Genomic DNA, 21700 nt, shown 5'->3' on the forward strand with positions numbered 1-21700 from the left:
GAATACCTAAAATCCGTTCGAGAACCCGGTGTTGCGACGACCGGTTGAATCCGCCCTGGCTGCCTTGGTCGGAATGCACGGTGACCGTCGCTTTGGGTTGGCGCCGCCACAAAGCCATCAACAAAGCATTGAGGGCCAATTCGGTATCGATGCGGTGCCCCATGGACCAGCCGATGACATGGCGCGAGAACAAGTCGATCACCACGCTCAGATACAGCCAGCCCTCGTGGGTACGGATGTAGGTGATGTCCGTGACCCAGGACTGGTTGGGCTCGCTGACGATGAAGCGTCGCTGCAGATGATTGGGGGCGACCACGGCAGGCTTGCCACCACGACTTCCAGGCCGTCGGCGGTAGCCCGTCTGGGAGCGCAGCCCCTCGAGCTTGAGCAGGCGAGCCACGCGATGCTTGCCGCATGTCTCGCCCAGATCGCGCATGTCCATGGTCAGCTTGCGGTAGCCATAGACGCCGCCACTCTCCAGCCAGGCGTGCTTGAGAAGGCCCAGCAGACGTTGATCGTCCTTGCCACGAAAACTCATCGGCTCGACCTTCCAGGCGTAGTAGCCGCTGGGGTGAACGGCCATGACCTTGCACAGCCTGCGAACGCTGTGCTCGCCTTCATGGCGCTCGATGAATGCGTACTTCACCCGGACTGCTTGGCAAAGTACGCTGCGGCCTTTTTTAGGATGTCGCGCTCCTCGGTCACACGCTTGAGCTCGGCCTTCAGCCGCCGCAGTTCGTCTGTCTGCGACACCTGCGCCTGCCGATCACCGGCGGGCATGCGCTGGGCCTTGATCCATTGATAAAGACTGTGCTGACTCACGCCCAGCCGGGCCGACACATCGGCCACCTTGTGGCCGCGCTCGGTGATCTGCTTGACCGCTTCGGCCTTGAACTCTTCGGGATATCTCTGCTTACTCATGGCACCTCCTATTGGGCCTCAGGTTTGAGGCTCAGAGGTGTCTAGAAAACCCGGGGCGATTCACCCGCAGCTTCATCGGCCAAGCATTAGCACCACTAAGAAATGGGTTGCGAGAATTCGTGGATCTCCTTGCCGCATCCGAGGCGACCAGCACACTGCTCGGTCCAGCAGATAGCGAATTTCGCGGCCGCGAGTTGCTGCCGGGCGGCGAGTGCTTCAACAAGTCGAGACGTCGAACGCTAGAAGTTCCGTGATCAAGCCGTCGCCATCCGACGCGCCGAAAACCCAATTGCGCCTCGATCCTCAACGGCAAGCATCCAGCGGAATGTCACGGATCGAAGCCTTGCTCTGGGAAGCAGAGACGATGCGTTTGCACATCGGCCAAGAGATCGCCGAGATTCCGCAACATGAGTCGCTCCCAAAGTGACATTCGTCACCATTTCGATTCACTGGCGCATCTAACATGCCGCCGGTGTGACCGACCGGAATGCGGCGCACGCGGGACCGTCTCGTTCACCCAGATGGCAAATGTCTAATCCTGAAATCACAATACGCGAGCAATGAAAAAAGAAATCTCCCGACTTTTTTACGAAATCTCTGCCGTAGCCAAAGAGCTCGGTTGCACTGAAAACGCGCTTCTCGACCTGGGGGCCCACAATCGGATTGAGCTCATTTTTGGAATTCCGGAGACAAAGACACTTCGATTGCTAGAAAGCACCACCTCCGGCGAACGCAATCTTGGCCTCCCCCTTTTGACTCCTGATTTTTTGAAGCTTCGCCCCGAGCATTGTTTCAAACTAAACATAAGCGGCACCGCCTTAGTCAGCGATTCAGAAGTTGGTTATCGCTTCAGTGAAGGACGGCCGACACTAAGGCTGCATCCCACGGACAGTGACGAGCGACTGCCATTCGATATTGAAAAAAGAAAAGAGATCTCTTGGAAAGATCCACGCCGCGCTTGGCAAGCTTGGGCCTTCGATAAAGATGGATCCCCTGATCCGCTGACCGTTACTAAGGAAACCGTTTTCGTCTCTCATGCTGAGATTTCCGATTACTTAAGGCGGCCTGCGGAAGGATTCTTTGATGTCAAGAATGAATTCAATTCCGACTTCCTTCAATACATGAAGCAAGCTGCGGTGATTTTCTGGGGGCATGCAAAAGTTGTCAAAGCAAAACCGGAAACGCATCCTAAAACACAGGATATCGAAGACTGGTTTGTCGAAAAGGAAATGTCCAGAACGCTCGCCAAGGCTGCCGCTTCACTTATCCGGCCGAGCTTTGCGGGGAAGGGACGACCGCCTGAGGATTTGGCTGCCAAGCCATAGATTCACGGAATTCTGAGTGCTGTACAGCATCCCTGAGTTGCTCAAGGAGCCTGCCTAGGGATCAGCGCACTTCATCTTAGATAGGCGCGACTGTTGCACTACTGAGCAGGATTCACCCGAACTAAGTGAACCGAACTGTGTTGTGCCGCCACGCGGCGAAGCTCGGCTTTTGCGGCCAACGAGACATGGCCCGCCGTGCGAGGCCGCCGCGTGCCTCTTTAGGCTGAGAGCGGCTAGCTTTTACGAGACGGGCACTCATTACAAGCTCTGCCGCGCCTTGACCAAGGCCTTGCGGCAGTGAACGTGCGCGACCAATAGCTCACGTGCTTCGAGAGCCGATGCTATCGCCTACGGCGTGATCGCAATTACGGGCCGCCTTACAGGCAATCCGTACCCACCCACAAGCTTCCACTCCTGATCTTCTCGCCTCGCACCCTCGCAGGGCGGCACCGACGCGCGCGCTTCGGTTGATAGCCAACGCGACGTAACGATCCGCGTACTCCTATTTGCACCCTGTCTCGAACGACAGCCGAGTGCGCCCATTAATAACTGTCTCGCCGCTCAAGCCGCGCGAACAGCAAAAATTTTCGACTCGAAATATCCACGTCAAGACAAAGGGTATTGAAAATGCGGTCGGACCATTCCCTCCTTTTTTTTAGACGCGATTGGTGTAATTCGTACTTCTTCAAACGCATCTAAGAAAGGAATGACATGGATGCAAACAACGCGAAGGCGCAAATTGTTTTGAGACGGCCAGAAGTGGAGGTTCGCACGGGATTAGCGCGCTCAACGATCTACGACCGCATGAATCCTAGTTCGAAACGCTACGACAAGCACTTTCCGAAGCCCGTTCGTCTTGGCTCGAGCAACAACGCAAAAGCAGTGGGCTGGCTGGAATCGGAAATTTCGCAGTGGGTAGATCTCTGCATTTCGCAAGGCCGCCAGCAAGCTCAATAAGACTACCACACCCTCCGAGCCCTGCGGGGCTCCAAATACCGTCGCAACTCAGCGACTTAAGGCATTTCACGTTTTCGGCTTTCTGCCGATGCGTGAAGTGCAAAAAACCTTTAATTCAAAGTATTTTTTATTTTATGTTTGTCCCAATCTACTCTCTCCCCGCCTCGCTCCTGAACTCGGTTCTGGAGACCGAACGCATCACCCAGGCTCCCTCCTCGTTGATTCTCTCGGCCCACCTTTCTGCTCTCTCGATCGCGTGCCAGCATACGCTGCAGGTGCGCCGCCCCGGCGGGCAACTGGGCCCCGTGAGCTTGTCCTTTATTGATGTCGTCCCCAGCGGCGAGCGCAAGACGACGGTGCACAAGGACATCTTTCAGCCCCTCATCAATTTCCAGCGCGAGGACGAGATGCGGGTGCAGCCGCTGCTCGACAGCTATCGTCTCGCGCTTCCCGAATGGGAGGCCGGGATCAAGGAACTCCATCGCCAAAAGGTCGATCTGGAGAAATCGGGAGCATCCACGCAGGTTCTCGAAGAGGAAATCGAGGAACTGCTCGCCAACAAGCCCAAGCGCCCGAAAGCGTTCAAGTTGATCATGCAAGACGCCACGCCCGAAGCCGTAGCTCAGCGTTTGCACGAGGAGCACCCGACGGCTGCCATCATTTCGTCGGAAGGCGGCGTCGTTCTGGAATCCGCCCTCTTCCGCTCCCTGGGCCTGTTCAATTCGCTCTGGAGCAGCGAAGACATCGAAATCGTGCGTGCTACGAAGGACACGGTGAAGATCGTCAAGCCGAATTTTTCGGTGACGATCGCTGTGCAGGACGAGGTGATGCAGAAATTCCTGAACCGCAAGGGCAGCGAAATCCACAACAGCGGCTTCATGTCCCGGTTCCTGATTTCGAAGGCCTTTCCAAAGCGCGGTTCCCGCACCATCACCGGTGAGACCTTTTCGCGCACCGCATCGGACGCATTCAAGGCCCAGGTCACGCAAATCCTGAAAGCAACGCATATTCCCGACGGCCCGCCCGACACGTACGTCATGGAATTTGAGCCGGCGGCTTACAAACCGTGGATCGACTACTTTAATGAGACGGAATTAGCCCAAGCCCCCGGAGGCCAGCTCTGCGACGTCGCGGAAGCGGCATCCAAGAGTGCAGAACAGGCGGCGCGCATCAGCGCGATCCTTCAGTACTTCGAGCACGGGCCCTCGCCGATCAACGCGGCCAACGCGCAGCGCGGCGTCGATATTGCCCGTGCGCACCTGGTGCAGCACAAAGAGATGTTCGGCGCCAAGCCCGAAGTTGAGCAGGACGAAAGCGATGCAGTGACCCTGCAGCACTGGCTGACCAAGCAGTGCCTGCGCTACGGCGGCATGTCGCGCTTTCGCCGCAACGAGATCCTGAAGCTGGGCCCGGCCACCCTGCGCAGTAAGGCCCGCAGCGAGGCCGCATTGGTCTGGATGGTGCGAGACGGGCGCGTGCGCCTCGAGTTCTGCAACAAAACCACGTTCGTGCACCTGAACCCGCAGTTCTTCCCAGTCCAGAACCCGCCCGCCTGGTTTCCGCCTCCGTTCAGCGGTCTGCCGACAGGTCGCATCTAAGCTGAAGGCGCAGTTCGCGTTCTCTGCGAGAAGGACGACATCGACGCCATCGCGAATAGGCCGCCCCCCATAAAGCCGCGACTCCTGCTACCAAGTAGCAAGAGTCGCGGCTTTTTCATTTGCACATCCCTTGCCGGTGACCTCAAACGCTCACAAGCCGCCCGGGCGCACCGCAACCTAGGCCTTGGCTTCCTGAGTCAAGCTTCGCACCGCGGCCTGCCGGCCGATCGCATCTAGAGCCGAAGGCGTCGTTCGCGGGCTCTGCTAGAAGAGCCGCGTTGACACAACCAAGACCGGGCCGCCCCCGGTGACGCCGCGACTCCTGCTACCAAGTAGCAGGAGTCGCGGCTTCTTCAGTTGCGCGCCCCTTCCCGTGACCGCAAACACTCACACACCATCCGGGCGCTTCGCGTCCGAGGCCTTGGCTTCCTGGGTCAGGGTTCGCACAGCGGCCTGCCCCAAGTGTCTGCCCGGGGCGGCTGCCAGGCCCCGCTCCTGGTGGCTGCGATGGTCGACACGGGCCGCATGCCCAAACCTCTCGAGGAACTCGTTTTGCTTGCCGGCCCAGTGCTTGCGCCGCATGGTCGCCTCGGCGCCGAGCACTCCGCGCGGACGACCACAGTTGTCCTTTCGACACCCGCCGCGCTCGGGATGTGCCGGGTTGTAGCGCCTGAAGTACTGGGCCGCTTCGCGGTCGTACTGATCTTCAAGGCGCTCAGAAATCATGATGTGCGCATGTGGCTGGGGAACGCCACCGAGGGCCGCGGTGGGGCAGTGGATGGCGTACTGGTAGGGCTTGCCCCTGAAGCTCTCCTCGATGTACGAGTTGACCAACTCGTTATTCTGATCAGCCGTCAACTCGCCCGGCAGTGCCACTTCGTATTCCCGATAGGTGGCGGCATTGCTTCGTTCGAATTTGTCCGCGGCGCTCCATAGGGCGCGAGGTGAGCCATTGGCCCATAGTGGAAGATTGCCGTGCCCAGTGGCAATGAGGTCGGCTGATTTATCGTCCCGGGCGTATTGGCCTTCGCGAGCGATATAGCTCGAATGCCGGGCTGCACTACCCTTTTTGCCTGTCTTGATAGTGATGTGAAAACTGGCCATGGTTGCTCCTAGTGGTAATTAGAGAAACGGTAAGTGCGCAAGCTCATTTACCCTCTCTCTGGTCCCTCGACATGAGAGTCCTATACCAATAGGCAAGCGTGTAAAAATATATACAACCAAGAGCCATGCCCTTGATCAGCCTCCATTCATTCAATCCAACCTTCTCATCCCATAGATCATTTGCCTCATGACGCAACAAAAAAATATGGAGAACAAGCCTTTTAAGCTTGCCTCCGCATATACATTAATTGCTCATGACTTCAATGCACACGCGCTGACTCGACCATCCCATTCATAGGAACACTCAATCGGAAATTCCTTTGAATACTTTTCCATCGAGTTGAATTGAATCTTTTCCTTGAACATCTCCTTCAAGGCCGTATCCATATCCTGAGGGTGACGCAAGAACGCGGGAATGAAGGCATTGGATGCCACCTTCTTATCATCCAGGAACCACTCCGAAGAATTGACGTTCACGCCTTTATTCTCCTGAGCTAAAAAAGTGACCTTCAACTGGAATTTGTGTGAACCTGAGAAATGAGCATTCAAATCTCCAGTGACCTTTTCTTTCGTGGCTTTGGCAGCAGCCAGATACCGCTCCTTCCACTGAGTCATTTCTTCCAGTCGCTTTTGCGCGTTAGCAATGCTTCCCTGGTCTTGCGCCTGCTCGACAACGCGGTCTGACTCGAGCCTGCTTTGCAGCTCCGCATAGTTAGACTTCATTTTGGCCAGCTCCTGCTCAGCCATCCGCTTCCACGTCGGGTTGTTGATGGGACTGTTGGCCACCTGCTCGGCTTGTGCTTCGTAGACTTGCAATGCCTGCGCAGCGGATTCGAGCTTTGATTTGCGAGCTTGCTCTGAGCGCTCCAACAGGTTCTTGGCGTTCGCCAGGTTCTGCTCGGCGGCTTCGAGCATCTTTGCGTACCGCTGCTCTTTCTCCAGCGCCACCCTGTCCAGTTCTTGCAGACTTCGTTGCTTTGCCGCTTGAACGACCTCGTCGCTTGTCTCCGTCAGGCAGGTGAATTCAACGAGCGTTTGGCCATAGTCGGCCTTGCTGTGATCCCAATCCGTGGATTTGCAGCCCTTGGCACCGTCAAGCACTTCGCCGAAGGTGAAGTTGCTCTGGGACAGTGCGCTTTCTTTCACTTGGGTGATGCTGGAGTTCGTGCAGGCACCCAGTGCAACGCTGACGAGGAGCAGCGCTGATGTTCTTGCGAGTTGAAAGGTGTTCATTAATCTTTGCTCACGGTTAGAGTGAGCGTTTGCTACTCTTGATTGGTGGATGAGAGGGATGCGCTTGATGCCCGTTGTGCGGGAACGCGAGCAACGGGGTATCGCAGCGCTAGATGGAGGAGACACAGCTCAGGCTGAGGACTGGGCCGTGCTGAACGATCGAGGGCTATCGGGCAGCAGGAGTGACGCCGGGCGATGAATCCCGGCCGATGGCGCCCTGGCGCTCGAATGGCAGCTTCACGAAGACCAGCACAGCCAGCAGGACGACGCCGGCCCAGGGGAACACGAAGCTCCATGCCAAGAGGCCCCAGGCGCCGTGATACCCGAGCTTCTTCGCGAAGCGCCAGCCCAGTACAGGAGGAACGATCAGGCCTGCGACGATGAGAAGGTGATAGACGTTGAGCGAACCCATGGTGATTTGCTTTCGGAAGTTGGATAAGGAAGGGGATGGTTGTCGAGGCAGGAAGGCGGCTATGCCGCCGCTAGCACTTGTGCTTCTTGTTGACTGAGCGACGTGGATCGGTGCCAAGGATTGCGCCCTCCTTGGTCATGCACACGCCATCGGTGCAGACGTAGCCAGGGGCCTTGAGCACGGCGCGGTCGGCGTCCCCGATTTCGCAGCGCAGCTCGTCGAAGTCGAACTCCTTGTATGACTTCACACGCTCGGTCGTCGTGTAATACACGCCGTTGCCGCCGGCCTGCACCCGGATCGGATAGACCGGGTACTTGAGGTCGCGGCTCCAGCCCTGGATTTGGATCTCCATGGCCGAGCGGTCGATCTGATGCCGCACGGCATCGGGGTTGATGAGCGGATCTCTGCCCTGGGCAAGCGCCACAGGGGTCAAGACGATCGCGGCGAGTACCGCGAAGACGGTGCCGAGCATGGTTCTCATGGGGAGCCTTGAAAGAAAGTGGACTTGAAACGAGCCCGATCGGACGAATTCCGGTCGGGCGAAAGCCGTTCAACCAAGCTTGGCATCGGCAGGCTGGGGCGCGATCAGCTGCGGGATATTCCAGTCGGGCGGAAAGGCATCGACCGGCACCCAGCCGTTCTTCACATAGGAGCGCGCCGAAATCCGGTTACCGAAATACCCCACGAGCCCGCACGCGACGAGGATTGCCCAGGTCTGGGCCACCCAGTCTTCGGCCGGGTCGAGCACCAACAAGATGGCGAGCCCCACGACGAAAAAGGTCGCATACAGGAAGACCGCGCACAACAGCGCCAGCGGCCATTGACCACGCATCAGGAATGCGACCGGTCCGAAGAAGAAGAGCTGCCACGAGAAGCCGTGCTTGACGAAGCGGGTTTGATTGTTTCGAGCGAAGTGGATGTTCATAGGAGTGTTGAGAGCGAAAGGGCCGCTTCGCAGCCGCATATATACTAAGGATTCCTTAGTATAAGAAAAAGATGAAACTAAGACCATCTGAGGATGCCGCGTGCGCTCCATGCTCAGATCGACCCAGAGCTTCCTTTGTTTGCCCGACGGCTAAAGGCGGCCCGCTTGCGCAGTCAACTGTCGCAAGAGAAGCTCGGCATCAACGCTGGGGTCGATGAGTTTTCGGCGAGCGCTCGTATCAATCAGTACGAACGCGGCAAACACACTCCAGATGTCTTGATGGCGACGCATCTGGCGCGAGCGCTCGGGGTGCCGCTTTCTTATTTCTGGGCGGTCGATGACGATGAGGCAGAACTTCTGCGGCTTTATCACGGTTTTGGTGCGCGGATGAAGAAGCAGGTTCTTCGATCAGTTCAGGAGCTTGCGACGACAAAATAGGCATCCCTACTCGATGCTCGCGATGGACGCTGATTGCCAAGACATGAGGGACCGTCAGCCTGTAGACATTGACTTCGCAGTCCTTGAATGCCAACGTCAGCGCTTGAGAGGGCTCCCAATCTTCAGACCCATCGGACGGGGCATCGTGGCAACTGCCTAGTCGGAAGAGTGTGTCTCGCCCGCCCCTTAGATCCGCTTGGAGCGAGCCACCGTAAAACTCCCGCGGAAGGGAGCGGTCCACCGAGCCGGCCAACTCGATGGGAATGGGTCAAGCGCTGCAGCACGAGACCCAGAGGCGCAGCCCTTAGGGGTGACGCTGCCTCGAACGCCATTGCCAGCCAACCCCAAACCCGAACAGCAGTCCGAACAAAAGGCCGACAGCCAGCACGATTGCGAACGCGGCCAAGTATTCGAGGGGCCCTGGAAAGGTCGTCATCTCGCTTCCCACGTGTTCATGCCTACGGTTCTGGCGCTGCGACGGTTGGTCTGTTCGCGCTCCTGATCTCTAGGCGCTGCACGTTGGACCTCCTCTTCAAGCGCACGGTGGACGTGATCCATCCGGTACGGATCGCGCTGCTTGCAGAGCAGTCCCGCGCGATCCACGCGCTCCAGAAACGCTTCATCGAACTCGAGGCCAGCGTCGGACACCGGCGATTGGCCGACTTGAGACGTCGTCATTGCAGGTCCTCCCGATCAAAGACCGCCTGCACGCGCGATGCCCCACTGCCGTGAGCCGGAAACCCCACGATCGCTGCACGATCCCGTTGCTGGCAGATCCCGCAGTTCAGACAATCCGAGTTCCCGGTGCTGGCCGGACAGACGATCACCTGGCGCCCGGCCGGTGTGCGGGTGGACCTGGTGGCGTCGTGCGGCAGCACGACCACCACAGGCGCGATGCCCAGATCCGCATAAGCGTCGGCTTGCGCCAAGCTCTCCGCACTGAGGTTGACCGTGAAGCCGAGCCTGTTGGCGCTCTGGATCGCGATCCGGTTGATGGCCGTGGGCGGATAGTGGGTATAGGTGAATCCACGCCGCCCCCTGTTGGCCATGGCCAGCCGTGTCAACAGTTGCGCGTCGATGACCCCCGGCGCCTGGGGCGTCAGATCCCCCGCCTGGTTGTGGCGCCACAGTGCATGGCGTCGTAGCGTGGTGATCTCCTGCAGAAGTTCGTCAAAGCTGCTGCCGCGCATTCCGCGGGACACCGCCTTCCAGTGAATGGCCAGCGGGCCGCTTTCCGCATAGCAGCCGTTCCCCTTGAAGCTGCAGTTCGCTGGACACGCGTTCGCACTCGTGGTCGTGACCGGGATCGGACCGGTCTTGCGGTTGCGACTGACGCGCACCAGGTGGTAAGTGAAGACGCCCTGTGCGGGTAGATGCACTGGAGAGATATCCGAGCGGTTTTGAGGCGCGCGGGCTGGGTTCGGGCGAGCCTCTGCCCGCGCCATGATCGAAATGGACAAAGTCAAATCCTCTATGTTGTGAGCGCTGCCATCGACGACAGCGCCAGGGAAAAAGCCCGCCCCGAGGGGCCGAGCCAGAACCGCACGCGCAGACCCTCCACGCCCCAGGCCAGAGAGGCCGGGGCGTGGGGGGATGCGCGTGCGGGGATACGGGTGGGGAAGAAGCGGACCGGGAAGTCCGCTGCAGGCGTTGCGCCTTTTGTGAACGGCGGCCGTCAGAGGCCGTTGAGGGTCAGGACCTCTGCGAGGACGCGGCGGCTGGCGGACTCGCGTCACTCCTGCCCAGCCTTCTGGCCAGCTTGTCCCGGACCTCGACGGCACAGCCGTGCCAGGCATGGCCGCTGACCATCGGTGTGTCGAGCGCTTCCGGCGTCATCGCAGCCACCCGCTTGGCGTACTGCTCCAGCGCCTGCATGACAAACGCCTGGATGAGCGCCCCATGCGCACTGAACTCCATCAACTCGGTGACGAATTCAACGTTGGTGGATGTGTTGGTAGATGGCCTGCTCATGTCGCCTCGCACGTCGACTGGAGGATCTCGAAGCCCGCATCGGCGATCAGGCCCGGAACGAGCAACATGACCAGGTCATCGGACAGGCCTGTACGCATGGACGCCCACTCGGCCTCGCTCAGCCCGTCCTCGAGCGCTCGTGTCTTGGCAGCTCGAGCCAGCGCCTCCTCGTCGAAGACGGCGAGCTCGGCCGTGAACACCAACGTCGTTCGGGTCGGGGCGTTCATGAGGAGCCCTCCCCAGGGACGATTGACGAGATCTCCGCGCCGAACGCCAGCGCCGCGTTGTCGGGACTGGGGGGACCGTTCTGCCGGATCCACCAATCGGGCGGGCTGTACGGCACGGTCATCACGCCCAGATACCCGTTCTGGGAGGCGTAGCCGACCACCTTGGCGCGACCGATTCCGTTGATGCGGATGATCACGTCTTCGCTGATCGAGGGAACCTCGAAGTCGGCCGACCACTGCAGCAGGTCCTGGGTGAAGGGGTCGCGGGTATAGCTCGGCACCGTGACGTGCCGCTGGAATCTGCCTTTCATGGTTGTTTCTCCTTGGGCGGCAACACCGTCGCGTCGCCAAGTTGTCGGGATTTCATGCGCAGGACCAGGCCATCGAGTTCGCGCTCGACGTCCCATCCGCGCCGCCCGAGGCAGCGTCGCAGCACATAGGTGTGGGCGCCGTAGGCAACGCGTGCGCCCTGCCGGATCGCTGACCGTCGGGCCGCCCGGTTGGCATGGAACGCACGCACCTTCTCGCGCCAGGGGCCCGCGTACGGCCCAGTCGGTGCATCGGCCTGCGCGAGGAAGGCGAGTGGGCAGTCGTAGTAGCAAAGCCCGCAGGTCTCGTCCATGCTCTTGACGGCCGCCTCGCCACCCCGACAGTCGATGAGCGTCAGGCCGATCCATTTGCGGCCGACGTGTGCGCCTGAGTGGGTCTGGGCCAGGAACCACAGCCGGTTGCCGATCGTGCGGTGGGCGAGCACCGTGGAATAGGCCGCCACACTGGCCAGCTCGTCGTGGACGGCCTGGTCCTTGGTGGCGCGGTAGAGGATGGTCCCCATGTCAGGCTCCCACGGCCGACGAATCGGTGAACGCGAGGCGGGCGCCAGGCGCATGGAAAGGTGAGGGTTGGATCGCAAGGGCCGTGAAGGTCGTATCGATCCGTGGAACGCGTGTGTCGTTGTGCATCGGGTGGACGTAAAAAAGCCCGCGCAAGGCGGGCTGGATGGATGGGTGATGGGGCGGTGGATTGATAGGTGAACGGGGGGTGCCGGATTAGTAGGTGTTGAAGAGAGAAATTGACTTCGCCGCAAGGCGTCATCCAGGTTGCGTGTCGTCGTTCGCATGGATGCCGATGGCGCGCTCGATCAGCTCCTGCTTCGTCTCCCGGTCACTGGCGATCTCCTGCAAGCGCTGGTCCAGCGCCCGCACGGCCGCGGCCAGATCGCCATGCTCCCAGGAGGTCACGACGTCACGCGCCAGGCGTTCAAGCGTGAGCAAGGCAAGCCTCCAGGCCGTGGACATAGGCCTCGATGCGCGTGTGCTCCGCTGGCGAGGAGCGCTTCAGGATCTCGATCACCTTCAGGTGCAGCGGCGTGGCGCGGGTCCAGACCCGGTGCCAGGCTGCGGCATCGTCGGGCAGCGCACCGTCCCCCTCGTCGGGGCTGTCGATGCACTCGAGCCGAAGCTCGACGATCTCGCCGAAGTGCGTGAAGAGCGACCAGCCTTCGGCACAGGCCTCGGCGTTCTCCTCGGCGGTAAGCAAGGACGCTGCATCTTGCGCACCGGCCGCCTCCAACCTCGGGGATTCGAAGCCGTTGAACTCGCACGCTTCCGCGATGATCTGGCCCATCGCAACAAGTCCCATCGCATCGGCGGCCTCCTTCTGTGCATCGTCGATGTCGCTCCAGTCCACGGAGCCGTCGCCACCGTTGGCGATGTCGGCAATCTCGTAGGCGCGTGTCACGCTGTGGGCGCAATGAAGGGCGCGCTGCAGCTGATGGCCGGTGTACAGATCGCGGCCCAGCAGATATTTGCCGGAAGCTTCGATCGGAATCACGGCCATGTGAAGACCTCGAACGCTAGAACGGCCGGCAGCACCAGGTTGTCGCCCGAGAGCTCCAGAGCTTCGCACTGGTGGTTCTGTGCAAGTTGCAGCAACCGGCGCAGCGCATGCCATCCCAGTGCCTGGGCCGCAGCGATGTTGTCGGCGTTGACCTCGGCGCGCCAGCTGTAGTCGTCGAGCTCGAGGATCAGGAGGCCAGCAGCGGACTGAAAAGCGCCACAGATCTCGCCTGTCTGGTGTTCCACATGAATCTGTTGGGCGATCTCCCAGGGGAGGTGCCGCGCGCTAACGCGCAGCGTGCGAGCGATGTAGCGGTGAAGGCCAGCGGACGACAACGTGGAAGGTTCGTGATCCGCCGCAGAGTGAACGCTTGAATCGTTGGTCATGGGTATTCCTTGTGAAGAGAAGATGGAAGGAAAGATGGAAAAGAAATGAAGGGAAAGGAAAGAAGGAACGCGTGCCCGCGCTGGGGGGCAATGCCTGCGTGGTCATGGCAAGCCACCTGTCAAGACAGTTCCGCCCAAGGCGGCACAATCTGGGAATGACAACAACGCAGGAGCTGCCCGACGAGGCGTTGAGTGCGATAGCCACCGAGTGGCGCAGGAAGGCCCTGGAGGGCGAGCTTCACGCGCGCGGCATCGCCCATGAACTCGAGACGGAACTGCGCCGACGTGTCGGGGCCCCGTTCACGAACTACGACACCTTGGACCTGCGCCCTCTCGAGACGAGGATGGCGCAGCGCCGGTGGTGGCAGCTCTGGCGCACACGCTGATGCCGGTAGCTCCGGCCCCTTGCGACGTCGGTCAATCGCCATCCCGGGCCGCCGGCGCCCGGTCCAGTTCCACCCCGCGCCAGAACGCGCGTTCCGCCCGAATGAGCCGCGCGATCTCGGCCTCATCGCGCTCGACGCGATAGATCTGCAGGTCCTGCCCACCCAGCAGCACGACCACATCGGCCGCGCGTTGGCCTGTGACCGCCAGCAGATGGACAACGCGAAGCCGGATGTATGCGGGCATGCCCTCCGCCCACAGGGGGGCAGCATTCATGCCGACGCACAGGCACTCCAGCAACTGGACGTCCGGTGAAGCCACGACCTCTCGGTTGACGGTGGCGACCATCCAGGGATGGCGCGGATGGCGCCGCTCGGTGTCGGTGCGCCGGATCTGGCGCCCGGTGCGTTGGGTGTAGTGCGCGGCCACGATGGGCTCCAGCAGGCGGCTCCAGTACTCCATGCTGTCCTCTTGCTGATGCTGTTGCCGCGGTTGCAACAGGTCCTGCCGGCCCGTCTTTTCCATCCAGAGGCGCACCTCGGACTTGAAGGGGTCCAGGCCGAGGGCTGCAGCGGCGTCGAGGTTCGTGAGACTTGCGCCGCATGGCTCGGATGGACTAACGGTGTGGGTCCGACGATCGGGAATGAGCTTCGGGACAAGTTGCAGTACGGCGCCACTTCTCGAAGAGGTTCGCAGGCGCTCCGCGCGTGTGTGGATCATGGTTTTTTCCTGGGAAGTGAGGCCCATCGGCACGAAGCCCCGTTCTCCGCAAGGAGACACGGGGCTTCGGGCAGCGGGCGGGGGTTGAGGTGGTTCTGACTTGCTTGGCGAGCACCCTCAGGCGATGAGTTCAAGGGCATGGGTGAGCGCGCGCTGCTTGATCGCCGCACCCTGGCCGAACCAGGCGCTGTCCAGGCGGTATTCGCGGCTGCGGGCACGTCGTTCGTGGTCGACGTATTCGGTCACCGCGTTCAACAAGCCCCACGCTGTGCCCTTCGCGGCCGCGAGTTCGGCGCCACGGCCCTGGCCCTCGTAGAGCGCCTGGATCCGCTTGACGGCTCGCGCCTGCGGGACCACCGTTTGCTCGGAGGTGCCTTGCTTGCCATCGCCTTGACCTGCATGCGGTCCGCACAGCACGTGGAGGAAATAGTCCAGCGACTCTTTGCCTTTGACCTTGCGCTCGGCCAGGGTCTTCATGCGGTGCATGAAGCCGTCCCACTGCGACACGGCGATACCCAGTTGGCGCTTGATCGCATCGGCATCGAAGCTGGTGTTGTGGGGCACGCGGATGGCACTGCTGCTCGCGCCGTTGATCGCCATGGTGAGGGTGTTGTGGCAGACCACCCGCACCGTGGTCGGCGTCACGGTCGTGGCCAGCGTGCCGTCGCAGGAGGTTGCCAGCAGCAGGTACCCGTCGACGGCATCGGCGCCCTTGAGCACGGTGTGTTGACCGGTGCGCGCGAGCGCCCAGAACTTCCGCCCAGCTTTGAGGACGCCTGCGGTTTCCATCTCGAAGCCCGAGACTTCGGTAAGGTCCCGGTAGAACTCGAGCACGGCTTGCGGCTGGACCACTTGGTAGCGGCTGCTGACGACGGACAAGGCCGCTTTGGTATCGCTGCGGTAGAGAACCTTCTGCTCCTCGAAGGCCTTCAAGGCCTCGAAGCTACCCGCGTCTTCGCTCATGTAGCGCACCGGGGTCTCACGGATGGTCCAGTCCATGCCGGCCTGCTGCGCCCAGACTTCGATGGGCTGCTTGGGTGGGAGCGCTGTGCCCAGCAGGTGCCAGGGGGTTTCGCCGGCGTAGGCCATGGTTTCGATGAGGTGAGCCATAAGGGGTCAATTTCCTTTTGAGGGTTGAAAAAAGCACGACGCCCACGCCGGATCGCTGCAAAGGGCAGCGTCCGGGCGTGGGCGTCGAAGGGTGGAAAGAGTTGAAGAGAAGCGCTCGAGCGCGAGGGAGCAGGAGAGGCGGAGAACGGGATCGTTGCGTGCGAAGGACTTAGCGCGCTTTCTGTCCTTGATCGAAGAACTCGTCGACCAGGCGCCGGGCCTGAGCGCGTCGATCCTTTGGATCGCAGTGGAAGTTCTGGCGGCACCAGGTACCGAACGGCTCGCTGACCTCGTAGTCCATGACGCCGGGGAAGTCCGGCATCGCCACCTCGGCCAGGCACGCATTGAGGGCCTGGTGCAGCTCCGTGACGCAGTCGGAAAGTACAACGGCCGCACCGATCTGCTCGCCGTACAGATCGGCATCCGCATCGCCCCATGGACGGGCCTGCATGAAGCCCTGCCACATGAACATGGCCAGCAGGTGCGGGTTGATGAAGGGATGGTCCGGGTGTGTCGTCATCCGGGGTAGTCCCCAAGGTCGACACTGGCACCGGTCGGCGCCATGTAGACGTCCTTGAGTTCGCCCTCCACATCGAGGCAATAGAAGTCGTCGAAGCGGTCGTCCTGCTCTCGTAGGTGTTCGGCCCGAGCGAGCTCCGTGGGGAACTCCTGCGAGCCCGTACCGCCCGCAGTCACTGAGACAACGTAGAAACGAGTCGTCGGGTCCTTCATGGAGCGGCCGGCTTCTCGCCGAACGTATAGCTGCAAGCCAAGCACTCGTAGTTGTCCAGGAAGCTTGCGTCCATGGCCTGGCCAATGGTGGCGCCACCGGCCAGCCCTGCGAGCGCGGCACCGGCCATGGAACTCAGCAGGGAGCCGGCCGGGTCGGTGGCTGCGCCTGCGAGCGTGCCGACCTGGGCACCGCGCATGGCGCAGGCGGCACCCCAGGCTGCGCCAACGATGGCGCCAGCGGCACCACCTACTTTTTTGCCGCGGTCACGGGAGACGACGCGGTCGGATTCACATTGGGGACAAGTGAGCATAGAGAAGCGCTTTCTTTCTAGGGGAAGGGCAACGTTGGATGCCCGATGAAGAGCCAGACGGCAAAAAGCCCAGTGCGATCGCAAGACCGGACTGGGCTTTGTTCGAAGGGGATGGACTTCTACGTTCTATCCCATGCAAGTCATATGTGGTTGAAAAATTCTGGAATCATCGCGGTCGCCAGTTCTCGCAAGGCCTGCTTGGCATCGACAGTCATGACCGACGACATGAGAAGGGCGCGGACACCATCCGTGGCGACTCCGAGGCCGGCCACCGCACTCAAGACAGGGGCTTCCGACTCCCCTGCGGGAGGCATGTGCCGCCTAATTTTTGGCACGGTCGGGACAGACGACTCGACTGGATTCACATTGGGAAGAGGTGGGCATGGAAGAAAACCCTTGCTCGAGGTTGATGAAAGGGAAACGAACACGTGCAGACCGAGCGAAGCGGTCGGCCTGCAAGGCAGGGCATAAGCCGGTGCCCGAAGCGGACATCGGTTGGCGAGGTGGGAGCACAGGAAGGCGCTTTGACAGGCCCGCACGCTCCGCTTAACTTCGGCGCCTCAGACAGGCAAATGCAGAGGGATTGATGAAGGCAGAGGAAAAAGACTCAGCGTTGGGCGCCGACGTGTGCGCTGCTACGAGCGCGCCGGCTGTGCCCGACGCCGTCGGCGCACTGCAGCGGGATGTCCAGCGCAAGCTGGGACGCTGCATGCTGCGGCTGCAGCAGTACGAGAAGATGATCAAAGCGCTGGCCGCGAATTTCGAGCTCGCGGGGCCTGCCAATGAGTTGCAGGACATCCGGAAAAAGCGTGAGGCCGCACTTGCGAATCAAACCTTAGGGGGCCTTGTGACCGTATTGAGCGGCAGCTATCTCTCCCTCCAGCCAGCGTCGGAAGCCCAAGGCGGAGAGACGTCCGAACCGGTGTGGGAGCCTCCGGACACCAAGCAGATCTGCATCCGGATGGACGCACGCATCCCGTTGTCTCCCGAAGAGCACCAGCGGGTGGTCTCAGCCCTTCGCGATCTAGTAGTCCTGCGAAATCGCCTGGTGCATCACTTCATCGAAGATTTCGATATTTGGTCGACGCAAGGGTGCCTTGCCGCCGATGCCTTCCTGGAGGAGAGTTACACGCAGATTGATATGCGCTGTATGGAGGCGCGACGTTGGCTCGTGGCCTTGGACGAAGGCCGCAAGGCGATGGCGGCATTCATGTCGACCGAGACCTGGTCCGATCTGATCATTCACGGCATTCAGCCGGATGGCACCGTGGAATGGCGACAGAGCTCGATGGTGGAGCATCTGCGCGAAGCGGAAACAGCGCTCGCAGTGGACGGTTGGGCACCGCTGGAGGGGGCAATGGAGCGGATGAAGACGCGGCATCCCGAGTACACATTGGAGCGCTACAAACGCTCCAGCTGGCGGCAGGTCTTGAACGATTGCGGCCACTTCGACCAGCGATGCGTAGATGGCGCAGGCTCGAAGGACAGCCGTACGTGGTTTCGGAGCAGGAAGTGCGCAACGACGTAGATCCCGTCCGAAGACCGGGGCCGAAAGTGGATCGCGATGCGACCCAGCCGCAACGCGATACTTTTGCAAGCCCTTGGCACCGCCGTCAAGTCGGAGTAATGGGCTCGGATTGACGCGTGGCTGGACAAGTCGAAATCGATCGTCCATTCATCACAATGATCGTGCAAATCAGGCGAATGATCTGAAGTTCACGTAGCACCGTTGTAGTGATAGAGGGCTGAAAAATTTCTTGGTTCACCGATCCGGCACGTTCGCGGGGGCAACACGGCGCCGCGGTATTTTCTGGAGTTGATCTGGTGAGACACACCGGACAGCTTGGCCTATCGAAGCAAAGATATGAAACAGCTGTCGTCCTCACTTGATCCGAGGTCGGACAACTTTGCAAGGCGCAGAGCGCTTGCCGAGAAACTGGTTGCCGTTTGACCCTTGGGCTCCCCGAGGACCGAGCAACAGCCAACAGGACCTCTTCGTAGATATCTCCAGCGCAACAAGAACTTAGTCGGAGCGGCAACGGGTTCACCACAGCCCGTCGAATGAAGGAGCCCACCCGCGACCACCCTACCGAGGCCGGAAAATGAAATGCTACTTGGCCAGCAAATCGTCAGCCGACTTCCCCGCTTCAAGCGCCGCCTTGAACCATGCCGGGCGCGGACCACGACCACTCCAAACATTGCCTTGTTCATCCTTGAACTTCGGCGCGCTCGCATTGGTGGTCTTGGTGCTCTTGCGAGACTTTTTGCCGATGCCTTCTTTGGTGACTGCAACCCGACTAGGCGCCTTGCCAAATCCAAGATCGGCGGCGGTAAAGCCATAGACCGAAATCGCCTCCTTGATTCGGCTTCGCACCCCATCGGACTCCTTTTTGCGAAGATGCTCAGCTTCTTTTTGTAGCTGCTCGATCTGCTTTTGAACTTGGAGAAACGTTTTGGCCATAATTTGCACCTGAGAAGAGAAGGGATGCGAAGCATAGAGCATCGGATAACAGCGCCTTGTCAGCGCGCCTATCGACTTCCAGATTCGATTTTTAGATTTATAACAACTGCCTACGATCTGCCATCGTCAGATTTGTATCTGACGAGCCGTCGCAACTCGCAAATCTACCTATGTTTATTCGCGTTAGGGTGATCGAGCAACAGACCTGAGTGCCGCGGCCATGGAATACTTTGGCGACCACTCGCTGCGTCCGCGATGAAAAATTGCTACAGATCCAATTGGCGGCGACTGGCCATCGCGTAACCGTCGGCCGACCCGATAAATGGCCGAGCAGCGAAGCCCATGGACGTGCTAGCTGTGATGTCTCAATAGGTTGTTCACCCGAATGGGTCTGGGAAACTGGAGTTACCACGCTTCAGGATCTCAGAGGAATCCCACCGGATGAACAGCCATAAGAATGCCAGATTGACATTGGAAGGTCGCAAGTTGCTTGTCGAACGCATTGCAGGAATGGGGCTGATGCCTGCCGCCGAGGCGGCAGGCATCAGCCCGCGCACTGCGCGCAAATGGCTCAAGCGCTTCCTAGAGGGCGGCGTGCAGGGCCTGCACGATCGCAGCTCGCGCCCGGCCAGAACGCGCACGAACCTGGACGCTGAGCTGCACGAGCGCATCGAGCAATTGCGCCGCTCGCGCATGCCCATGCGCCGCATCGCCACCATCGTGGGGCGCAGCGTGTCCACGGTCAGTCGCCTGCTCGCACGCCTGGGGCTGTCCAGCCTGAAGGCCCTGGACCCCATTGCACCCATCGTTCACTACGAGCGAGAAGCGCCGGGCGAGCTGCTGCATATCGACACCAAGAAGCTCGGGCGCATCGTGCAGCCCAGCCACCGCGTCACAGGCGATCGTCGCGATGCCACGCGAGGCGCAGGCTGGGAGTTCGCTCACGTGGCCATCGACGACCACTCGCGAGCGGGCTTCGTGCAGATGCATGACGACGAGCGCAAGGGCTCGGCCGTGGCGTTCCTGCAGGCGGCCGTGGCTCACTACGCGGCCTTGGGCGTGACCATCAAGCGCTTGATCACCGACAACGGCTCGGCCTATCGCTCGCGGCTGTTCGCCAAGACTTGCCAGGCACTGGGCATCAAACATACCTTCACCAGGCCCTATCGCCCACAGACCAATGGCAAGGCCGAGCGATTCATCCAGACCTGTCTACGCGAATGGGCCTATGGCCGTGTCTGGGCCAACAGCAAAGAACGCACCACATGGCTGCCTGCGTTTCTGAGCTACTACAACGCCAGGAGGCCGCACTCCGCATTGGGCTACAGGCCCCCAGCTTCCCGACTCAGCGGGAATAACCTATTGCAACTCGACAGCTAGCTAGCTCTCTTCCGCAGTCCCATTTGCCTGATGGCATCGGGAGCCGCACTCGCGTCCTCTTCTCTCCGATTGATCGAGGTGGTGAGAATTTTCTTATCGCAAGGCCCCCACAGGCTGATCGCGATCACCACAGTTGTCGAGTTGCGCTTTGAGTCTGCCCGCCTCAGCGAGCGCCTGCTCTAATGCTTGGGTAGCGAGATGACTCGACTGCTGCGAGAAGATTACTGTTCGTCAGAGCCCGAGTAGATGTTTGGCCGCGCCCAAGCTGGGTGCGTATTCCAGATTCAGCGCAGCGAACTCTTGAGCGATATCCGGTTTGAGCACCCGCGCCGCATCGCAGTAGTCATTGACATTGGATGATGCGAACACCATTCTCACCGTGGAGCCGGCGCTACAAAGAGCGATGACTTCCTCTAGGTAGGTTTCAATCACCACGCAGTCCTTCACGGAGTCCTTGCCTTTTTTTGCTGGCGTGACTGCTCGATTCACGCGCGCTATCGCGCGCGCGGCGACGAGCGCCCCCTGGGGCACGACGGTCACGGCTCGAATCCAGCGGTCGGCGATCACCCGTGCTCTCTGCACATGACCGGCAAGATGCTGGGTGTTCGTCGTTGCAGTCGCCCCGAAAACAGCAGCAACGGCGTCGACACGTTGCACTTGTTCGCGCAGCTTCCTCACGGTAATAGTCCGCTGAAGGCCGTCGTTGACAGCCGGGCGGTTTATGGCGTGATGTCGGCTACGTGCTGGAGCAGGCCGAAGCCCACGCGCCAGGCCCGGCCGTCGCAGTGAACGGTGGCCGTGCGCTGGTTGAGGCGCTTGATCTCTCCGACCTGACGCTTGAGGCCTTGGTCGACGAAGCTCACCCGCTGGCCGACACGGAAGTCCTCCTTCCTGTTGATCTCCGGCGGCGGCCTCAGCGGCGCCGCAGGCGCTGCTGTCGTTGATCTGGCATCCGATGCATTCGGCTGTTCCTCGGCCGGCACGATGGCCGCATACAGCACGCTCAGGCGCTCTTTGCTCTGCTCGTCGACCAGCGTGGCTTGGCGGTCCTTCATGGCCACGATGCGCGCCGCGCGCAGCTTGCCAGTGCCCCAGTCCCAGTACTGCACCAGTTGGCCCATGTGCAGCTGCGAGCGCGCCTGCACGATGCGTCGGGGGTCGGCCATGAGTTGCTCGATGACCCAACTGAGCTGGTAAAGCTCGGCGCTGGTGGCCATGGGAAGGTCTTTGATCTGCTCGACACGCATGTCGGCAATTTTGCCAGCGGCA

Annotated in this window: 30 protein-coding genes and 1 pseudogene; 8 read left to right on the plus strand and 23 right to left on the minus strand. The window is 60.7% G+C overall.

Annotated features, from left to right (window positions below):
- A pseudogene (locus tag QRN67_RS17685) lies at window positions 1–921 on the minus strand (IS3 family transposase); the annotation flags it as partial.
- A gap of 250 nt (window positions 922–1171) precedes the next feature.
- Between QRN67_RS17685 and QRN67_RS17690 the strand changes: the two are divergent.
- From QRN67_RS17690 to QRN67_RS17705, 4 genes are all read left to right on the plus strand, one after another.
- The gene (locus QRN67_RS17690; protein WP_285412883.1) at window positions 1172–1348 is read left to right on the plus strand and encodes a hypothetical protein; all 177 of its coding nucleotides are present in this window, start codon (window positions 1172–1174) and stop codon (window positions 1346–1348) included.
- Window positions 1349–1481: 133 nt separating this feature from the next.
- Window positions 1482–2246, plus strand: coding sequence for a hypothetical protein (locus QRN67_RS17695; RefSeq protein WP_285412884.1), 765 nt, complete (start codon window positions 1482–1484; stop codon window positions 2244–2246).
- 711 nt (window positions 2247–2957) lie between these two features.
- The gene (locus QRN67_RS17700) at window positions 2958–3203 is read left to right on the plus strand and encodes an AlpA family phage regulatory protein (protein WP_285412885.1); all 246 of its coding nucleotides are present in this window, start codon (window positions 2958–2960) and stop codon (window positions 3201–3203) included.
- A gap of 134 nt (window positions 3204–3337) precedes the next feature.
- Entirely contained in the window at window positions 3338–4801 is a 1464-nt protein-coding gene (locus QRN67_RS17705; protein ID WP_285412886.1) for a YfjI family protein, read from the plus strand.
- A gap of 387 nt (window positions 4802–5188) precedes the next feature.
- Here QRN67_RS17705 and QRN67_RS17710 read toward each other — a convergent pair whose 3' ends face one another.
- The 5 genes from QRN67_RS17710 to QRN67_RS17730 all read right to left on the minus strand — a co-directional run bounded on the left by QRN67_RS17710 (window position 5189) and on the right by QRN67_RS17730 (window position 8475).
- Window positions 5189–5905: a MobA/MobL family protein gene (locus tag QRN67_RS17710; RefSeq protein WP_285412887.1), complete on the minus strand. Its 717-nt coding sequence runs from the start codon at window positions 5903–5905 to the stop codon at window positions 5189–5191.
- Between the two features lie 252 nt (window positions 5906–6157).
- On the minus strand, window positions 6158–7138 hold the full coding sequence (locus tag QRN67_RS17715; RefSeq protein WP_285412888.1) for an HlyD family secretion protein: 981 nt from the start codon (window positions 7136–7138) through the stop codon (window positions 6158–6160).
- Between the two features lie 166 nt (window positions 7139–7304).
- On the minus strand, window positions 7305–7550 hold the full coding sequence (locus QRN67_RS17720; protein WP_285412889.1) for a hypothetical protein: 246 nt from the start codon (window positions 7548–7550) through the stop codon (window positions 7305–7307).
- 70 nt (window positions 7551–7620) lie between these two features.
- The gene (locus tag QRN67_RS17725; RefSeq protein ID WP_285412890.1) at window positions 7621–8031 is read right to left on the minus strand and encodes a hypothetical protein; all 411 of its coding nucleotides are present in this window, start codon (window positions 8029–8031) and stop codon (window positions 7621–7623) included.
- A 69-nt stretch (window positions 8032–8100) separates the two neighbouring features.
- Complete coding sequence (locus tag QRN67_RS17730; RefSeq protein WP_285412891.1) at window positions 8101–8475, minus strand: hypothetical protein; 375 nt, start codon at window positions 8473–8475, stop codon at window positions 8101–8103.
- A 93-nt stretch (window positions 8476–8568) separates the two neighbouring features.
- Between QRN67_RS17730 and QRN67_RS17735 the strand changes: the two genes are divergently transcribed.
- Window positions 8569–8913 (plus strand): helix-turn-helix domain-containing protein, encoded by a 345-nt coding sequence (locus tag QRN67_RS17735; RefSeq protein WP_285412893.1) that lies wholly within the window; start codon window positions 8569–8571, stop codon window positions 8911–8913.
- 432 nt (window positions 8914–9345) lie between these two features.
- Here QRN67_RS17735 and QRN67_RS17740 read toward each other — a convergent pair whose 3' ends face one another.
- From QRN67_RS17740 to QRN67_RS17780, 9 genes are all read right to left on the minus strand, one after another.
- Window positions 9346–9591 (minus strand): hypothetical protein, encoded by a 246-nt coding sequence (locus QRN67_RS17740; protein WP_285412894.1) that lies wholly within the window; start codon window positions 9589–9591, stop codon window positions 9346–9348.
- Complete coding sequence (locus QRN67_RS17745) at window positions 9588–10373, minus strand: DUF7227 family protein (protein ID WP_285412896.1); 786 nt, start codon at window positions 10371–10373, stop codon at window positions 9588–9590. Before QRN67_RS17745 ends, QRN67_RS17740 begins: the two co-directional genes overlap by 4 nt.
- A gap of 232 nt (window positions 10374–10605) precedes the next feature.
- Window positions 10606–10884 (minus strand): hypothetical protein, encoded by a 279-nt coding sequence (locus QRN67_RS17750; protein WP_350226903.1) that lies wholly within the window; start codon window positions 10882–10884, stop codon window positions 10606–10608.
- Window positions 10881–11111 (minus strand): hypothetical protein, encoded by a 231-nt coding sequence (locus QRN67_RS17755; protein ID WP_285412898.1) that lies wholly within the window; start codon window positions 11109–11111, stop codon window positions 10881–10883. The genes QRN67_RS17750 and QRN67_RS17755 overlap by 4 nt, the downstream gene beginning before the upstream one ends.
- Window positions 11108–11422: a hypothetical protein gene (locus tag QRN67_RS17760; RefSeq protein ID WP_285412899.1), complete on the minus strand. Its 315-nt coding sequence runs from the start codon at window positions 11420–11422 to the stop codon at window positions 11108–11110. The genes QRN67_RS17755 and QRN67_RS17760 overlap by 4 nt, the downstream gene beginning before the upstream one ends.
- Window positions 11419–11943, minus strand: coding sequence for a hypothetical protein (locus QRN67_RS17765; RefSeq protein ID WP_285412900.1), 525 nt, complete (start codon window positions 11941–11943; stop codon window positions 11419–11421). The genes QRN67_RS17760 and QRN67_RS17765 overlap by 4 nt, the downstream gene beginning before the upstream one ends.
- A 256-nt stretch (window positions 11944–12199) precedes the next feature.
- Window positions 12200–12382, minus strand: a complete 183-nt coding sequence (locus QRN67_RS17770; protein WP_285412901.1) for a hypothetical protein — start codon at window positions 12380–12382, stop codon at window positions 12200–12202.
- Window positions 12369–12947: a hypothetical protein gene (locus QRN67_RS17775; RefSeq protein ID WP_285412902.1), complete on the minus strand. Its 579-nt coding sequence runs from the start codon at window positions 12945–12947 to the stop codon at window positions 12369–12371. The genes QRN67_RS17770 and QRN67_RS17775 overlap by 14 nt, the downstream gene beginning before the upstream one ends.
- Entirely contained in the window at window positions 12938–13333 is a 396-nt protein-coding gene (locus QRN67_RS17780; RefSeq protein ID WP_285412904.1) for a hypothetical protein, read from the minus strand. The genes QRN67_RS17775 and QRN67_RS17780 overlap by 10 nt, the downstream gene beginning before the upstream one ends.
- Before the next feature lie 155 nt (window positions 13334–13488).
- Between QRN67_RS17780 and QRN67_RS17785 the strand changes: the two genes are divergently transcribed.
- Entirely contained in the window at window positions 13489–13719 is a 231-nt protein-coding gene (locus tag QRN67_RS17785; protein ID WP_285412905.1) for a hypothetical protein, read from the plus strand.
- Window positions 13720–13750: 31 nt separating this feature from the next.
- Here QRN67_RS17785 and QRN67_RS17790 read toward each other — a convergent pair whose 3' ends face one another.
- From QRN67_RS17790 to QRN67_RS17810, 5 genes are all read right to left on the minus strand, one after another.
- On the minus strand, window positions 13751–14437 hold the full coding sequence (locus QRN67_RS17790) for a YqaJ viral recombinase family nuclease (protein WP_285412906.1): 687 nt from the start codon (window positions 14435–14437) through the stop codon (window positions 13751–13753).
- Between the two features lie 117 nt (window positions 14438–14554).
- On the minus strand, window positions 14555–15547 hold the full coding sequence (locus QRN67_RS17795) for a DUF932 domain-containing protein (RefSeq protein WP_285412907.1): 993 nt from the start codon (window positions 15545–15547) through the stop codon (window positions 14555–14557).
- A gap of 169 nt (window positions 15548–15716) precedes the next feature.
- The gene (locus QRN67_RS17800) at window positions 15717–16067 is read right to left on the minus strand and encodes a hypothetical protein (RefSeq protein WP_285412908.1); all 351 of its coding nucleotides are present in this window, start codon (window positions 16065–16067) and stop codon (window positions 15717–15719) included.
- On the minus strand, window positions 16064–16279 hold the full coding sequence (locus QRN67_RS17805) for a hypothetical protein (protein WP_285412909.1): 216 nt from the start codon (window positions 16277–16279) through the stop codon (window positions 16064–16066). Before QRN67_RS17805 ends, QRN67_RS17800 begins: the two co-directional genes overlap by 4 nt.
- The gene (locus QRN67_RS17810) at window positions 16276–16590 is read right to left on the minus strand and encodes a hypothetical protein (RefSeq protein ID WP_285412910.1); all 315 of its coding nucleotides are present in this window, start codon (window positions 16588–16590) and stop codon (window positions 16276–16278) included. Before QRN67_RS17810 ends, QRN67_RS17805 begins: the two co-directional genes overlap by 4 nt.
- A 586-nt stretch (window positions 16591–17176) precedes the next feature.
- Between QRN67_RS17810 and QRN67_RS17815 the strand changes: the two genes are divergently transcribed.
- Complete coding sequence (locus QRN67_RS17815; RefSeq protein WP_285412912.1) at window positions 17177–18118, plus strand: hypothetical protein; 942 nt, start codon at window positions 17177–17179, stop codon at window positions 18116–18118.
- 582 nt (window positions 18119–18700) lie between these two features.
- Here the strand turns inward: QRN67_RS17815 and QRN67_RS17820 are convergent.
- Window positions 18701–19093, minus strand: coding sequence for an H-NS histone family protein (locus QRN67_RS17820; RefSeq protein ID WP_285412913.1), 393 nt, complete (start codon window positions 19091–19093; stop codon window positions 18701–18703).
- A gap of 399 nt (window positions 19094–19492) precedes the next feature.
- On the opposite strand from QRN67_RS17820, the gene QRN67_RS17825 reads away from it, so the two are divergent.
- Window positions 19493–20431 (plus strand): IS481 family transposase, encoded by a 939-nt coding sequence (locus QRN67_RS17825; RefSeq protein WP_285412914.1) that lies wholly within the window; start codon window positions 19493–19495, stop codon window positions 20429–20431.
- Between the two features lie 231 nt (window positions 20432–20662).
- On the opposite strand, the gene QRN67_RS17830 is transcribed toward QRN67_RS17825, so the two are convergent.
- Both QRN67_RS17830 and QRN67_RS17835 read right to left on the minus strand, forming a co-directional pair.
- Window positions 20663–21109 carry a PIN domain-containing protein gene (locus tag QRN67_RS17830; RefSeq protein ID WP_285412915.1) on the minus strand — a complete coding sequence of 149 codons (447 nt, stop codon included), beginning with the start codon at window positions 21107–21109 and terminating at the stop codon, window positions 20663–20665.
- 41 nt (window positions 21110–21150) lie between these two features.
- A complete protein-coding gene (locus tag QRN67_RS17835) occupies window positions 21151–21648 on the minus strand; it encodes a hypothetical protein (RefSeq protein WP_285412916.1) in 498 nt (165 codons plus the stop codon).
- Between the last annotated feature and the right edge of the window lie 52 nt (window positions 21649–21700).

Origin of the sequence: Variovorax sp. efr-133-TYG-130 (genome assembly GCF_030208835.1) — a bacterium.
Lineage (GTDB): Bacteria > Pseudomonadota > Gammaproteobacteria > Burkholderiales > Burkholderiaceae_C > Variovorax.